This is a genomic window from Pseudoalteromonas sp. SANK 73390, from assembly GCF_054966645.1.
In genome coordinates, this window is record NZ_ARPN01000130.1 from 35,535 (window position 1) to 52,096 (window position 16,562).

Genomic DNA, 16,562 nt, shown 5'->3' on the forward strand with positions numbered 1-16,562 from the left:
TGTTTGCTTCTCGTTTTTATTGTTTTGTTACTTGAGGTGAATGGTTTTTTTACAAAACAGCATATCTGCTGGCACACCCATATCCTTACAAGCTTCGAGAAATTTTGTTGATTCTTGCACTTGTCTAGAGTCTTCTTCATGTTCTAGACCGTTAAAATATTTAAAGCAGGTCTCCAGCCCAATCGCATAAACGCACACCTGTTTAGCATTAAATGCCTGTACCATAGGGATTGCCTGTGCACAATCTGAACCATCTAGGCGCCTTGAGTTTTTAATCGCTTTTGACACTTTCTTTGTATGTAAAGCCCCATATGCCCACGTATATGGTGCACCAACGCATTCCATGCCAATGGCTAATACATCTAGGTCATTAAAGAGCTTCCCTAACTGCATGTATAAGTTTTGGTCAGGGTTTGAAGAGTCGGCCCCAAAAAAGCACTTTTTGCCATATGCTTCAATGTACCAAGCTGCCTTTGAACGAATGTTCAAGTCACCATGTTCACCAAGAAATGGTAAGCTCACAATACGGCCATTGGGAATTTCTATTTCTTCCAAATCATCGACTTCGATCACGTCAAAGTTCAACTGTTTCAGCATCAATCGTAACGACGGATCGGCAATAGTGCCTCCATTGTTTTTCGGCACAACAATCTGTTTAGTTTTGTAACGCAGTTGCAGTAATGTCTCTATATTTGCATGATCCATATGAGTATGAGTCAGCAAGATATAATCAATCGTATTGGGCAGCTCGCTATAGCCAATCATGGTATCGTCATGGTGACTTTCTCTTGAGGCAATAATCGGATCGACCAAGATACATATATCTTTGGTTTCAACCATAAAGCCCGCATGCCCAGTGTAATTAAGCCTGACACCTTCTTCTACAGGAACGTGCTTAATAGCCGGAGCTGCAGACGTAAAAAGATCTCTATACGACACACCACCTGTTTGTGAGAGCCCTTCGAACAACTCATCAATTTGTGTCAGTGTGAGCGGTTTTTCTCTGGATTGAAAAATAGCATCAACAATCGCGGCATTGAAATCAGCATTGACCTGAAGGTGATTTTCATCTGGTAAGCGAGGAGTGCTAAGTACAAACGGACGTTCACCCACTCTCGAGAGCAAACCAAAAGACAAACTTTGTAGCTGTGGTTTGTAATATTGGCTACGGTACATCAAAGGCTCAATGATACGATAGGATGGACGATGCTCCATATCTAAAAATAATTCAACACATCCTTTGAGTGGATCAGGCACCTTTTCATATAAGTATTCAATGCTTTCACCACTTTTATGCGCATATAGCAAATCATCTAAATACTTAACAGCATCCGACAGCTCAATAAGGTCACCGCATCGTTCATCTAATTCTTCGATCAGCGCTTTAATATCATCAACTTGCTCTTCGGTACAGTTTAAAAACTCCCCACCAGTTAACACCGACTCCTTCGACGCTATAATATGTAATTTATAGTTCTTAACGAAAGATTGCATAATTCGACGGTGAGTATTTACTACATGGCGTGCACAAGTTACTGGTGGCATCAAGTATGGCCATGCGTACCAATGATTTAACAGGGGTTCAAAGTAAACATCAGGTTTTAGGTATAGTAATTCGTTATTCATTATGATTCTCAATCCAGAAAATTCTTAGAGGTGACCTTTCGCGATCAGCTGTTATTTCCAATCAAACTCTTTGCCTAATAGCTCAAAGAGTTTTTGGTTATACGGACGATAAAACTCGGAGAGTTTCTCATTGGCGCTTCGACTAGATGGAGGAAACCGTATTGGATTCTCATTGGCTTTTTCGCCATATTCGGGAATGTCTATAACAGGCAAGTCCAAAAACTTTTGCACTCTTTCTAATGTAGGTTGTCGCTCATTAAAGTATTCGGCTGAATCTAAAATTAAAACATTATCTTGACCAAAACGATTGATCCAATGTTCAACAGATTTATAATAAATTCCCGTTTCAAGCGCTGGAAAACCACATGCAGATTTCATAGAAATACTGGGGAAGAAATCCAATATACGGTCAACATACGCTCCAAAAGTCTTAAAATGTGGGTCATTTTTCAATGCGCGAGCACCTAAGAACAACTCCCACTTCCAGTGCGTATAAACTCGAGAAACAGGATCTCTGAGCGTAATAACTATTTTCGAATCAGGGTTTAGCGCATACAACTGCTCCATCATATCGAGATTATTCAGTTCTGGTTTAAGATAACCACACCTCACCGAATGACCAGTTTGCTTTTGCAAACGCTGCTTCTCTGCTGTCGTTGGGTAATACAGCTTTACTCTATCTGGATGTGTACCTCTAACCTCTTTCGCCAACGGATGCATGACATTAGGGTGCATTTGCAAATGAGTTACTAAATCACTTGAACCACTTTTTACTGGGCCGACAACAACATAATTTGGCACAATACGGTCTTTAGAATAAAGGCGTCTTAAAAACAGACGCCACTTTGGAGCTTTCGCAAAGTAATAGCTGAGAAATTGATACTCCACGACCCCTGATAGAAGCTGCCAAGGGTTGTTAAACAATGATTTACCATAGTATTTACGTATGCGATATTCGGTAGACAGCTCAAATGCTCTAAAATACTTTCTCACATCTCTTTGCGCATCTAAATGTTGATTATCCCTCAACATGTTCTTTCTCCAATGTAGAGCTGCTCACTGTTATGTCATGCGTCGCCTGTTGTTTAGTTTGGGCAGTAGGTGATGATGCTTCCTTGGTAATTTCCTCTACAACTTGACCGTTCTCCATTTTCACAACTTTATCTGCAAGATCAAAGTAGCGGTCGTCATGTGTAATCACGATCACCAACTTATTAAGGCGCTTTAACTCAGGTAATATTTGGTAGTAGAAAATATCTTTAAAGCTTGGGTCTTGATCCGCAGCCCATTCATCGAATACATAAATTGATCTATCTTCTAGGTAGGTCACTAGCAGTGCGAGCCGTTTTTTCTGGCCGGCTGATAATTCAGTGGTTGAAAATATGCCGTCCTTGACACTTACCTTCGCTTCCAAACCCAACTCTTTTATATTCTGAGCTGCACGTTGATCGATTTCATCTGAAGACAAGCCATACAGCTTTGTAAATAAATAGAAATCAGAATAGATTGCGGAAACGCTTTGTCGATAAGTATCTCGATTGAGATCAGTCACTGCTTTATCATCAAAGTCAATTTCTCCTTTACTGGGGACATAATGAAGAGAAAGTAGTTTTGACAGTGTGGTTTTTCCTGAGCCATTTCCGCCAACTAGAAAAGTGACCTCCCCACGCTGAAGCGTTAAATCAACTGGCCCTAGATGGAAGGCAGCATCGCCATTGCTTTGAACGGGGTAAATATACTCTAGCCCTTTCACTTGTATCTGCTGACATTCAATTGGCTCATTAGATATGATAGAGCCTGAATTACTTTCTATAGGCATCTCCTCCAGCAAACTATTCAATTTCTTAGCTGCAATTTGGGCCATAATGATGCTATTTGCCAAGCTGATTAGCGCAGCCATTGGTCCCGTTATGTATAACAAGACCATAACGATTCCCTGCAAATTTGCATTTGAAAGTGCGTAGTAATTGGCCATCACATAAGTCACAAGACCTATCGCCACAAAACTAATTAGGGTCCCATAGTTCAAACCAACGCTTAAGAAAAAGCGGCCTCGCTTTTGTGCCACTGTATATTCATTTTCATAGGCATGGAGGTTTTCCTCCAAAAAAGCATGCTTTTTCTGCTGATTAAGTTTTAACTCTTTTGCACCATATATGAGGCCCCTCATCCCTTCTTGTATGCCATCGAAGCTGTTGCGAGCAGCCGTCAAATATTTTCGGCCGAAAAGTAACGGCAGACGATAAGTCACGGTACCAACCACAATAACGCCAACAATGAACAAAAATACTTCAACTTTTAGGTACATTAAAAACGCCAACATACCGAATAAAGTTGCAGAAGCGACCAATACATTAGGGAAAACAGCTGCACCCTCTGTAACGCGTGCGATGTCGTTGTTCAGCGCAGTCAAAATACGAGAGTGTCCTAATTGCTCCAAGCTTTGGATAGGAAGTTGAGAAACCCTTTTATATAATTTCTTCCTTAACTCCACCGTTGCATCAATTGACGTATGTGCAACCATTGTTTCTGATACCACTCTACATAATAAGATAAACATTACTATCAAGAAGTAAAAAAGCGCTTGTGATGGAGATGATATTTCAAATGTTCCCATCAACCAGTATGAAGATTCAAAATCAGGCTGCATAAGTCGCCCTAATGAAGGCTGCAAAGACAGTAGTATCAAAGGTACAATAATGGCGTACGCTACACCTGCCATAGACCCAAGCAAAATAGATAAAAATATCTTATTGGGTGCAGTTGCAGTCAATAGCTTGAATAACCCTATCGGTGAGTTCTCATTGTGTTCTTTCATTTTTAAAGCTCCTTTTACTCAACCTGCTATTTGCTTGGCTCTAATATCAGTGTTGATGCTGATTTAGTCTCACCTTTCGCCGCTAACTGCATTGGCCATAGCTTTAATTGTTTGAACGGCTCGATATTGTCGTCGTAGTGTGTACTCACTACATTTCCGCTTTGCCCAGTATTATTAATGAAACCGTCTTTCGTGTTGTCACTAAGATCAATAACCTGACGGTAGTTAGCAGTAGAAGTTGTGCGATAACCATCATTGTCAGAATATCTCCAGTTGCCACTGTTTACTGTGTAACGGTCCCCACTGGCGGCGATTTTTCTATCAAATATAAAGCTTAATGGTTGGCTTGACGTGAGGGCTAAATGAGGGAAATGAGTTTCATGAACTTCTTTCCACGGTTCACCTTGACCATGCTTGCGATTAATTTCATCAATCGCACTACTTAATGCGCTTAATGCTAACTCTTCACAAGTCTCTTTTTTCTCGGTGTTAATTTGATCACACCAATCAAATTGTAATGAGCTACTTTTATGAACAGCGCGGTTTAGAAGTGTCGGTTTCAAACGATTCACAAAATCCTGAAGTTCATTGCCTCTTTCCTCATGTAAATGATTTCCCCTAAGGTCATCACTGAGTAGAAAACTATTAAAGTGGCGTAACCATACTTCATACATCACGGCTTCTTCACTATCGCCAGACAATAAGCCTTGCCAGTTTTTAAGCCTATTAATAACCTGTTGTTGCTCACTGTTTTTGGCCTTTAGCCCCACAAAGAACGGTAACAACTGCCGTGCTTGCAAACTGTCGACATTGCCTTGTAATTCAACAAAATCTTGTACCGTAAATTTTTTACCTTCATTTACAGTCTCTTGAATTGTCTGTTCAATACGTTTCACTCTATACGGTACTGCCCATACGTTGGAAACCAGGTATGGGTAGTCATCAGCGTGATTTTTATTATTCGCATTGAGTACATATCCTTGTTCGGGATTGACCATCTGCGGCATCGCATCCGTTGGAATGTACCCATCCCATTCATACATCGAGTTCCATCCAGGTACTGGTAATCTACCATTGCTATGATGACGAATAGGGATATTACCTGCTGCAAACATGCCTATATCGCCGCTAATATCTGCATAAACAAAGTTCAGAGCTGGCGCTACATAGTCTTGAAGAGCTGATTTAAAAGTCTCCACATCTTTTGAATAGTTAATATCCAGAAAGCTTTTGAAAGTCTTATCCTGTCGGTCCAGCGCGCTCCATCGAAAAGCCAATGGACGTTCAGCTCGACCAAGCGCATCACTGATCAATGGCCCGTGTCGCGTTTTACGCACTTGCCATTCGACTGCTGGAATTGGGTCGGTTAAAAACTGCGGAAAGTCTGACTTTACATGGATTATCTCGTTTTCAATATCCATATCGAGCCATTGACCATCTACTTCATATTGATCAACATTTAGTGGGTTGGTACGTATCACATAAAGGTCCGCTGCATCTGCCAGCATGTTGGTAGTACCCCATGCAATCGACTCATTACGTCCCATAAATACCACAGGTGTACCTGGGTAGGTTGCCCCCGTAACATTAAGCTTATCACCTGTGATGTTCGCCAAATACCAAGCCGATGGGATCTCGACTCGTAAATGTGGGTCACTTGCCAATAAAGGTAAGCCGCTTTGAGTATGTTTGCCAGATACAGCCCATGCGTTGCTGCCCAGCCCTTCTCCTCCAAGATTGAACCGAGGCTGTAATTGACTATTTTGTGCCAAAAGCCCTTGTACCAAATTTGGCTCGACCAAGCTTGCAGTATGCTTATCAGGGAAGCTCTTCATGTTCACATTGGGCATCAGTTCATTTGCTTTTTCGACGCCAAGTTCTTGAATTAACGCACTGAGCGTTAATTCACTGCCATAATTCAGCGGACCTGCCAAGTTATAGGCCATCAACTTTATCAACACGAGTGAGTTAATGGGTTTCCACAACTCTGGTTCAACATCAAGAACCTTAAACTCTAGCGGCAGCATGTTGTCTTCTTCGATCCAAGCATTTATACCATTTGAATACGCCTCAAGTGTCAGTAGTGAACGTTGGTCTAAAGACTCTAATGCGGTTTGCGATGCATGATAAATACCTAATGTTCTCATAAACTTATCACTTTGCAGTGACTCTCTCCCCAACACTTCGCTCAAACGACCAGTTGCTAAGCGAATTGCAAAGTTCATTTGCCACAAGCGTTCCTGAGCGTGCACGTAACCCAACGCAAAAAATGCGTCAAGATCATTTTCAGCTTGAATGTGAGGAATCGAGTTTTCATCACGAATTACTTTGACTGAAGAGCTTATGCCTTGAAGATGGGTTACCCCTTCATTCTGTGGCAAGCTTTTCAACAAAACACTGTAGCCATATGCAAACAACAGTATTATCGGAATAACAATCCATAATATAAAACGAAATAATATTGGATTTGAGCGCATTAGCATGTCATTTTTTCCTTATGAAGTTCCGCTTTAATAGCAGTCTCTCAATTACACAATTCCTTGATAGGTGGAGACTCAAACTAACGTTGAGCCCTGTTATACAAGCCCCAGAAAGTAAACAAGTTCATCTAATGCTTGGTAGAATTGGTCAATCTCTTGTGGGGTGTTGTAGATGTACGCTGAGATACGTAACACCTCACCACCCATTTGCTGATCAACTATGGGCTGAGCACACATGTGTCCAGTTCGGCACATAATGCCGTAAGAGTCACTTAATGAACGCGCAATATCCGATAGGTCATCACACCCTTTAATTCTTAAGCTACCTATAGCACAGCGATTCTTCGCGCTTTTCGTCCCTAACAATTGGATGTAATCTCGCGCTAAAGCACCTTTTATAATTGCTTCTGTGAGTTCTTCTGTGTGTGCTAAAGATGCTTCTTCACCAAACTGCTTTAGGTAGTTCAATGCGGCACCAAAGCCCAACGTCGATGCAATTGCAGGAGTACCCGCTTCAAAACGGTGAGGTATTTTTCGCTCTTGTGAGCCTTCCATATCAACCCAATCAACCATACCACCACCAACCATCAGTGGACGAAGCTCATTCAGTCGTGCGCTTTTTCCATATAGGCATCCAACACCTGTTGGACCTAGCATTTTGTGAGCTGAAAAAGCGACAAAATCGACGTCTAATTTAGAAACATCAATGCGTAAATGCGGGTGTGGCATAGACTGTGCGGCATCAACAACCACTATTGCATCACATGCTTCTTTCGCGACCTGAGTCATCAGCTCGATAGGCGCAACGGTGCCCGTTACGTTTGAGCAGTGCGTAAGTACCACGACCTTTGGTTTGAGTTTAAGTAGCTCATAGTAATGATCTAAATCTATACCCCCTTCATCATTAACATTAACTAATCTTAAATCTGCGGCTCTACGCCAAGGCAACATTTGCGCATGATGTGAATCTAAGAAGCCAACCACAATATCATCAGGTTGAAGGTCCAAACCATATGCCACCATATTTAGCGCTTCTGTCGTGCCTTTTGTGAATACTATCTCATTACCAAAGGCGCCTAAGTATTGCGCTAGTGAATATCTAACCCGCTCATAAGAATCTGATGCTTCCTCTGAAAGGTAATATTTCCCTCTATGAATATTCACGCCATTTTGAGAGTAATAGTTAGACATCGCTTCGATTACCGAACGTGGCTTCAATGATGTGGCAGCGCTATCTAAGTAAGTAACTTTTTGCCCATCAATAAGGCGCTCAAGAACAGGAAAGTCCGATTGGCAGTTTATTAGATCCATGATATTAAACTCCTTTTTTCATCTCTCATTGCAACACTTGAAACACATGACATGAATTTACCGCCACGATCGGCAGGTAAATAACTTGTTGTGGAGCAATGGAGGTTATTTGTTTTTAAATTATCCTTGAGCCTTTCTAACAGCTCATCTTCGAGTTGCTGTGTCCAGTCATCATTGCTCATGTACTGAAAACTAAATTCATCATCATCTAGCTGATTCATTTGATACATGTCTATCCATGCTGCTGGACCTATCAAATCATCTAATTCTCTAGGTGTTACTAGCGCACCATCATTGAGCCATAATACGTTTTTAACGCGCCCTTCATGACGAACCATGGGGGCAGAGTTCCCACATGGGCAAGGTTCAGGGTTCAAACGGTAGAGATCCCCGGTGGCATATCTAATATGAGGAGATAAGCGATCACCAAGAGTTGTGATAACCATTTCTGCTAACTCCCCTGGTTTAGCTGTTTGTCCATCTTTGATAAATTCAATATGGTAATCTTTGATGTTGATATGCTGATACCCTGCTGGGCATTCAAAGCCAATGTAACCTAGCTCAGACATACCAAGCATGTCTGCAAAAGCGACTTTATCACCAAAACACTCTTTAATTTGGCGACGTGCTACCTGAGTACACAAGGTGTAGCCAGACATAATGCAAAAACCTTCCTTTTTGTGAGGCACTCGCCCTGCTTTTTTCATAGCTCTAATCAAAAATGCGAAGTGAGTTGGGTCTACAAATAGGAGATGAGGGTCGTACTCCTCTATTTCATCTAACGCGCGATTTACCATCTGCTCTGGGGTTGTCAGTAAGTCATGATATACAGGCAATACCAACGTACCATCAGGTAGCATACGACTTTCCATCGTGCTATTGGGATTAGCACATTCAACGTCCGAACAGTTTGGTGCAGCAAAGCGACAGGTACGTAGCTTTAATCCAGGCTTCCACAATGATGAAAATGCAGAGTTAACGGAGATACAACTGGCTTGACGCCTCGCGAGATCATATGACAACACCACACTCACGAGTCTATCTCCTTCTGTACCAGAGCTTTGAAAACGCATCACATAGGGGCTTTTCAAGTTATAGCCAGAAGCTATCACCGACGCAGGAAAACCTTGGCGGTAATTCCGTTTAACTGTGGGTGGTATTTTTAGTAAATCACTGGTCTGGGTAATATCGGCTAAAGTAAGCCCAACCTGATCTAAATGTTTTCTAAAGAAGCCAGTGTTCTTGTATGCATAATCCAGCTCGTTTTTTATTTTTTTAAAGGCCACGTCCACGACAATCTATCCCTTGATATAAATAAAATTATAAATTAGATACTATAACGCTTATTTTTTGAGAACAAGATGGTTCTTAAATATTAATAAATAATAGGGGATTGTTAATATTGTTAACAACTGGCTATTCTGGTTTTAAGAATACCGTTTATTTTAACAATTGAACATTTAACATACAGCTAATAGCATCTAGATAATCACGAAATAAAAGTAACACACTGAATTTAAAATATATTTTTTATTTGCTTTTGTAGGGTGTATATACCAAATATAATTATTTCTTTTAATATCAGTTTGTTATGAATTTTTTATACAAAAGCATGGAGCTTACAGGTTTTTTCAATAAAGCGAGCTTTTTACAACGGTTACAGTGTGCGATTTTGAGTGAGTTTAGCATTTTTATATTTGCAAATAGCAAAACTATAAACGCCAGCTTGATTCAAGGAGAACAATATTTAACCAGCAGCAAACCGCAATATAAGTAAAATGCTCCTATTAATGATGAGTTAACTGTTCAGTATAGTGTACACTTTGAGACATTCAGTGCTAGGAACATCAATCACTATAATGGTTAAAATAGATGTACTAGTGTAATTACCAAGGGAAACTGACGGTATAATTACCGAGCAACTTTTACGTATTTACATTATCAGCGTCAGCCCAACTTGGGCAGTAGTTCCAACTTTGCCTGTCTAATGCCGCACTTTTCATCTTTTTTCTTAACCATATTTGGTGTACACCATTAGGACTGATTTCAATGTCCATGATTCAAGTTCACTAATTTGTGCTGCTAGTTGTTTAGGATCGGAGCCCACCATAGCCACTTTTGGCTTTCTATGTAGTTTGGCTTTGGCAATACCTGCCTGTGACACTTCCTCACTAGTTGGCTGGCGAACACATAGGCACTCTATTTGACAATATAAGCGGTACCGCCACATCATATTGTCAATTCTTAAACGGCAGTGGTAATTGTGAATTTACTATCTCTGCACAAACACATGAAGCCGATGTAACATTTAACCTCACAGCAAAAACAACCAAGCAAAACACAGTGCAGTTCAAGCTGATATCAGATGAGCCAGAACTGAAGTATGAAAATAATCAACTGAATATCTCTGTCATAGGCCAAGAACCTGTAATTTACACGGCCAAGTTTGTTAATTGGGATGGTAGAAGTGAAGGTAAAAGAAGGGCAAATGCCTAGTGCACCAGAGAACGATCCAACAAGTGATGGAAACACGTTTAAAGGTTGGGTTCAGGCTTTATCAAAAATTGTGGTTGATACAACCTTTACCGCACAATTCGACATTAACACCTACCAAGTGACGTTTAAATACTGGGATGACACGGTACTAAAACAAGAGATTGTTAACAATGGTCAAACTGCCACGGACTTCGATAGACAACTCACGCGTGAAAGCTATACATTTAGCAGTTAGGACCATGCGCTTAGCAACATCACCGCAAATCTTACAATTACCGCACAATACGAGATCAACAAAAATCTGGTGATTTTCAAAGATTGGGATAGTAAAGAGCTTGCACAGTTCAATGTTGAGCACGGCTCTTCGGTGGTTGCGCCAGAGTCTCCCACGCGTGAAAACTACGAGTTTACAGGTTGGGGGAATCATTTGATACAGTAACAAGTGCACTTTCGATCACGGCGCAATATAGCAAAATCTCAGGACAAAACGCTAAAGTTGAAGGTAATAAAACTGAAAGTAACAAAGCAGAATCATCAAGTTCTGGCTCATTGGGCGTGTTAGCGTTCCTACTCATATCACGCAGATTGAAAAAAGGGACTAATTAAGCGCATATAGGGTAAACTAGAGTGAAGTCTAAAGTTACTATATATACTTAATCACTCGAATATTTTGATGATTATATTCAAAAAACTGCCAGCTAAAAGCTGGCTGTTTTTGTAACCGAGTGATTAAATTCGCCACTATACTTCATTTGTTTTATACAATATCGACAAAGCCTTTAGCAAAGTAGGATCTTCACCTCTTATATTCCTATCTGCAGAGCCTAATCGAGTGTGCGGCACAAAGTCTTCCCTAAAGCTGCCACTGATATGATACAAACGCTCAAAACCAAGCTCTAGCCAAGTGCAACTATGTTCAAGCTGAATCGTTTTAATGCCAACAAGCAAATCAGCCATACCGAACCTAAAGACTGTTTGGCCGGAAACTTACGTACGAAGAGCGAAATTTTGTCTTTTGATAGGTTCATCATATTGCAATGGCAATTGCACTGTTGTACATACTGAGCCAATTAAAAGCGCATTATTATAGTTAATTTGGCAATCCGAAAAGTCTGGAAGGTTCGTCGCGTTACTAGTATTGAGTGCCGTAGCTAACATAATTGATAGCATCATATTCTAATTTCGTTATAGCTTTTTTTATTGCCAGCATAGCCCACTTTGGGAACGTAATTCAATTCGAAACCGGAATCGTTTATTCGCCAGCAAAACGTTTTTACACTGTAGCGGTGAAGCCATTTAAACGTAAAAACGCTGTAAGGGATTAAATACCTAGCAACTGTTGCTGCAACTCATGAATTTGGTCACGTACTTTAGCCGCTTGCTCAAACTCAAGTTCACGGGCATGATGCATCATTTTGCTTTCCAGTTCACTGATTTGCGTCGCAATTTGTTTAGGGTCGCTAGCCACAGTATGACCTTTACCCGACTTTTTGTGCATAGTAGTGACTGTGCTTTGCTCAGTTACCTCTTCACCTACATCCATCACATCGGTGATTTTTTTCACCAATGCCTGTGGCTCAATACCATGTTCTTGGTTGTACGCATGTTGAATGGTGCGGCGTCGGTCAGTTTCATCAATGGCTTTGCGCATTGATTTGGTGATCACATCGCCATACAAAATAGCTTTACCATTTAAGTGTCGTGCAGCACGGCCTATGGTCTGGATCAATGCCCGGGCAGAGCGTAAAAAACCTTCTTTATCAGCATCTAAAATTGCGACCAACGACACTTCAGGCATATCTAAGCCTTCACGAAGTAAGTTAATGCCCACTAGTACATCAAATACACCTTTACGTAAATCTCGAATGATCTCTACTCGTTCAACCGTATCTATATCCGAATGTAAATAGCGCACTTTTACATCGTGGTCATTTAAATAATCAGTTAAATCTTCTGACATTCGCTTGGTAAGCGTGGTGACCAATACGCGTTCTTTTTTCTCTACACGTAGGTATATTTCAGACAATAAATCATCTACTTGAGTTGAAACTGGACGCACTTCAAGTTCAGGGTCAAGTAAACCTGTTGGCCGGATCACCTGCTCTGCCACATCACCATTTGATTTATCCATTTCAAAATCACCAGGCGTGGCTGACACATAAATAGTCTGCGGTGCGATAGCTTCAAATTCATCAAACTTTAAAGGTCGGTTATCCATAGCCGAAGGTAACCTAAAACCATATTCTACTAGGTTCTCTTTGCGACTTCGATCGCCCTTATACATAGCCCCAATTTGTGACACAGTAACGTGTGACTCATCAATGATCATTAACGCTTCATCAGGTAAATAATCAAGTAATGTTGGCGGCGGTTCGCCAGGTGTTCTACCCGACAAATAACGACTATAGTTTTCAATGCCAGAGCAATAACCCAGCTCAGTCATCATTTCAATATCATACTGTGTGCGTTGAGCAACCCGCTGTTCTTCAACCAGTTTATTGTTATCGAGTAACTGTGCACGACGTGACTTTAGTTCGACTTTGATATTCTCAATGGCACCTAGAATTTTTTCGCGTGGCGTTACATAGTGAGTTTTTGGATAAATCGTTGCACGGATTAAATGTTTCTCAACCGCGCCCGTGAGCGGGTCAAACATACTGATACGCTCAATTTCATCATCAAACATTTCAACTCGAATAGCGTAAGAATCTGACTCTGCAGGAAAAACATCAATTACCTCACCACGCACTCTGTAAGTACCTCGGCTAAAGTCCATGTCATTTCGAGTATACTGCAACTCCGCTAAGCGTCGGAGCATATCGCGTTGATCAACGCTATCACCCACTTTAAGTAACAACATCATTTTCATGTATGAGTCAGGGTCACCCAAACCATAAATAGCTGATACCGATGCCACAATAATCGTATCTCTACGCTCCAGCAATGCCTTAGTTGCTGATAAACGCATTTGCTCGATATGCTCATTAATTGACGCATCTTTTTCTATAAAGGTGTCGCTGGCAACCACATAAGCTTCTGGCTGGTAGTAATCGTAATAAGATACAAAGTACTCTACCGCATTATCAGGAAAGAACTCTTTCATTTCTCCATAAAGCTGCGCTGCTAGCGTTTTATTATGTGCCATAATGATGGTTGGGCGGTTCAAGTTACTAATAATATTGGCCATGGTAAACGTTTTACCAGTACCCGTTGCACCTAATAATGTTTGGTGCGCCAGCCCTGCCTCTAAGCCATCACATAACTGTGTAATTGCGGTAGGTTGATCGCCACTTGGAGAAAACGGTGACACTAATTTAAATTCATCATTCATCTTGCATACTCCTTCAATGATGCGTTTTGCATTCTCGCTAGGCTACTATTAAACCACTTATACGCAACTAACGCCGTTACCAAATTACCAACTGCGGCGCCGATAAATAGACCAGTCAGATCTCCAAGTAAAGCGCCCAAATAGGCAAAGGGCACATAAAAAATAAACAGCCTTACTACACTCAATGCCAGTGCATTCATAGGCTTATGCAACGCATTATATGACGAATTGGTTAAAATAATAATGCCTTGTAGCCCGTAACCCAGCGGCATAATATAGATAAACAGTTCTATTACACGCACAACTTCAGGCTCATTACCAAAAGTACGACTGATCAGACCTGAAAATACCAACAATAAAAGATAAATAAAGAGCTGCCACAACATAACAAATTTTAGCGTTTGTTTGTAAGCTTGCTGAACCCTATCATATTTTCCCGCACCGAAGTTTTGGCTAACAAAAGGAGGTAAAGTCATTGATAAAGCCAGAACGACTAAACTTGCTATTGATTCTATACGGCTGCCTACACCAAAAGCCGCAACAGCCTCTGGCCCATAACTTGCCACAATGGCGGTCATAACTGCCATAGCCAAGGGGGTTAGCATATTCGCTCCTGCAGCAGGAAAGCCAATCTTGAGTATTTTTCGACTTGCACTAACTACACCTTGCTGATCACCTTGCAAGCTGAGTAAACGCTTTTTAATTGCTAGCAAATACAAAATGATCACCATAGCAACCGACCATGCTATGACACTTGCTATTGCTGCTCCCTTAATACCTAACTCAGGAAATGGTCCAACGCCAAATATCAGAAGAGGGTCAAGAACCGCATTTATCAAACCTGCAAATCCCATGATAAAACTTGGTGTTTTAGTATCACCGCTGGCACGCAACACTGAGTTACCAATCATAGGTGTAATTAAAAAGACACTGCCTAAAAACCAAATTGAAATGTAATCATAGATATAAGGCATAACTTGATGATTAGCACCTAATAACTTGAAGATAGGATCAATGAACAAAAAACCAAGCACCGATAAACAAAATACAAAAACCGCTGATATTAACAGTGCAATCGTCGCATCAAATTTTGCCTCTGCAATATTATTCTCTCCAAGTGCCTTAGCTATCACCGCCGAGGTGCCAATACCAAGCCCTATAGCAAGGCTTATTACCGTAAACGTCACTGGAAAAGTAAAGCTGACAGCAGCCAACTGTTCAGTGCCCAACATACTAATAAAAAACGTGTCTACAATATTAAACATCATTAAGGTGATCATGCCAAAAATCATTGGTATGGTCATTCGTTTCAAAGTAGTGGCGATATCTGCACTTAAGATATCATTGTCTTTATTTGGATTGTGCACAGACGACATATGATGCGTGTTCTCCTATAATAAGCCAAGTATTTTAAATCATCCCAGGCTTTAAACCCAGTCAATTCATCAATCATTTTATCGTTGCTCTTTTTACTTTAAATATGCATAGAACAATGACTTTCGCTTTGAATAGACCGAGTTACTGGCTAAAAGCGCACAAAACCCCTTTAAATGACAAATTAGTTACACCTTTAACACCTAAGCGTATTTTTTTTGCACAACAAAAGGGCGTTTTGGTCATAAAAAGTTCACTTATATCAAAATCTGCGCCAATAATAAGTGATTTTAATAAGCGTTTGATTTTATGGGCAAAAAATAATTTAAGGAAATATATTGAAATGCTCGCAGGGCTCTATTTTCATAGCTTTGACACACTTCTTAAATATTAATAAACAATGTTATCCACAGATTCCGTGGATAAGTCAATAAACACCAATAAAATAAGGCTCTGCAGAGAGATCATTTTCAAGCTGCTAATACTGACAAGTTGATCTCTCATCAAAACTGCTTGCAGCACAACGAAAAACAATATAAAAAAAGCCACCCCCTTTCGTACCTTAAACTACCCCAGTTTATTTAGTTAAACAAAACAAATAACTAACCCTCTGTTTTATATAAACTTTAAAATATACACAGATAATCTATGCTGCTTTCATAGGGTGGTAGCACACAACAATCGCGCACCAAGCAAAATTGAGCACAAATTTTACTCTCCTTCTGCCTGATCTTTTATCAACGATCTTGTACTCACAATGTAGATCAAAAAGAAAAGTTTATAAAACACCCTATTCGACTAATAATTAACTCAAAAGCCTAATAATCGCACGTTTGATACAAAATTTAGACTATCGACTAAGTTTCACCACTTAAGCAAGTACTCTGTCACGAAACCTAATTGCAATAAATTTCAGCAAATCGGGTATAAAAGCAGCGAATAAGACAGTTTTTTAGTTTTATGTCACTTTATTGGTTGACACCTTGCTATGGGGTCATTAATATTTCGCCCCGTTGAGAGATACACGCTTCCCCCTTAGCTCAGTTGGTTAGAGCGACGGACTGTTAATCCGCAGGTCCCCCGTTCGAGTCGGGGAGGGGGAGCCAAGTTTTTCATCATAACGATT

General features: G+C 40.6%; 12 protein-coding genes and 1 tRNA gene. 3 read left to right on the forward strand and 10 right to left on the reverse strand.

Annotated features, from left to right (window positions below):
* Positions 1-27: 27 nt before the first annotated feature.
* From SANK73390_RS18185 to SANK73390_RS18215, 7 genes are all read right to left on the reverse strand, one after another.
* Positions 28-1,626 (reverse strand): MBL fold metallo-hydrolase, encoded by a 1,599-nt coding sequence (locus SANK73390_RS18185; RefSeq protein ID WP_462767825.1) that lies wholly within the window; start codon positions 1,624-1,626, stop codon positions 28-30.
* 51 nt (positions 1,627-1,677) lie between these two features.
* Positions 1,678-2,658 carry a sulfotransferase domain-containing protein gene (locus SANK73390_RS18190; RefSeq protein ID WP_462767826.1) on the reverse strand — a complete coding sequence of 327 codons (981 nt, stop codon included), beginning with the start codon at positions 2,656-2,658 and terminating at the stop codon, positions 1,678-1,680.
* Positions 2,645-4,444 (reverse strand): cyclic peptide export ABC transporter, encoded by a 1,800-nt coding sequence (locus SANK73390_RS18195; protein ID WP_462767827.1) that lies wholly within the window; start codon positions 4,442-4,444, stop codon positions 2,645-2,647. Before SANK73390_RS18195 ends, SANK73390_RS18190 begins: the two co-directional genes overlap by 14 nt.
* Before the next feature lie 26 nt (positions 4,445-4,470).
* A complete protein-coding gene (locus tag SANK73390_RS18200) occupies positions 4,471-6,927 on the reverse strand; it encodes a penicillin acylase family protein (protein WP_462767828.1) in 2,457 nt (818 codons plus the stop codon).
* A gap of 93 nt (positions 6,928-7,020) precedes the next feature.
* Positions 7,021-8,235 carry an aminotransferase class V-fold PLP-dependent enzyme gene (locus tag SANK73390_RS18205; protein WP_462767829.1) on the reverse strand — a complete coding sequence of 405 codons (1,215 nt, stop codon included), beginning with the start codon at positions 8,233-8,235 and terminating at the stop codon, positions 7,021-7,023.
* Positions 8,226-9,527, reverse strand: a complete 1,302-nt coding sequence (locus tag SANK73390_RS18210; protein ID WP_462767830.1) for a phenylacetate--CoA ligase family protein — start codon at positions 9,525-9,527, stop codon at positions 8,226-8,228. Before SANK73390_RS18210 ends, SANK73390_RS18205 begins: the two co-directional genes overlap by 10 nt.
* A 719-nt stretch (positions 9,528-10,246) precedes the next feature.
* Positions 10,247-10,468: a hypothetical protein gene (locus tag SANK73390_RS18215; protein ID WP_462767831.1), complete on the reverse strand. Its 222-nt coding sequence runs from the start codon at positions 10,466-10,468 to the stop codon at positions 10,247-10,249.
* Positions 10,469-10,702: 234 nt separating this feature from the next.
* Between SANK73390_RS18215 and SANK73390_RS18220 the strand changes: the two genes are divergently transcribed.
* Both SANK73390_RS18220 and SANK73390_RS18225 read left to right on the forward strand, forming a co-directional pair.
* Positions 10,703-10,966, forward strand: coding sequence for an InlB B-repeat-containing protein (locus SANK73390_RS18220; protein WP_462767832.1), 264 nt, complete (start codon positions 10,703-10,705; stop codon positions 10,964-10,966).
* Positions 10,967-11,035: 69 nt separating this feature from the next.
* Positions 11,036-11,170 (forward strand): InlB B-repeat-containing protein, encoded by a 135-nt coding sequence (locus tag SANK73390_RS18225; RefSeq protein WP_462767833.1) that lies wholly within the window; start codon positions 11,036-11,038, stop codon positions 11,168-11,170.
* Positions 11,171-11,472: 302 nt separating this feature from the next.
* Here the strand turns inward: SANK73390_RS18225 and SANK73390_RS18230 are convergent, their stop codons facing one another.
* The 3 genes from SANK73390_RS18230 to SANK73390_RS18240 form a co-directional block, all read right to left on the reverse strand.
* Complete coding sequence (locus SANK73390_RS18230; RefSeq protein WP_462767834.1) at positions 11,473-11,688, reverse strand: hypothetical protein; 216 nt, start codon at positions 11,686-11,688, stop codon at positions 11,473-11,475.
* Positions 11,689-12,052: 364 nt separating this feature from the next.
* Positions 12,053-14,062: an excinuclease ABC subunit UvrB gene (gene uvrB, locus SANK73390_RS18235; protein WP_462767835.1), complete on the reverse strand. Its 2,010-nt coding sequence runs from the start codon at positions 14,060-14,062 to the stop codon at positions 12,053-12,055.
* On the reverse strand, positions 14,059-15,438 hold the full coding sequence (locus SANK73390_RS18240) for an MATE family efflux transporter (RefSeq protein ID WP_462767836.1): 1,380 nt from the start codon (positions 15,436-15,438) through the stop codon (positions 14,059-14,061). Before SANK73390_RS18240 ends, uvrB begins: the two co-directional genes overlap by 4 nt.
* A gap of 1,027 nt (positions 15,439-16,465) precedes the next feature.
* Here SANK73390_RS18240 and SANK73390_RS18245 point away from each other — a divergent pair.
* Positions 16,466-16,542 (forward strand) — tRNA-Asn (locus SANK73390_RS18245).
* The last annotated feature ends 20 nt before the right edge of the window (positions 16,543-16,562 follow it).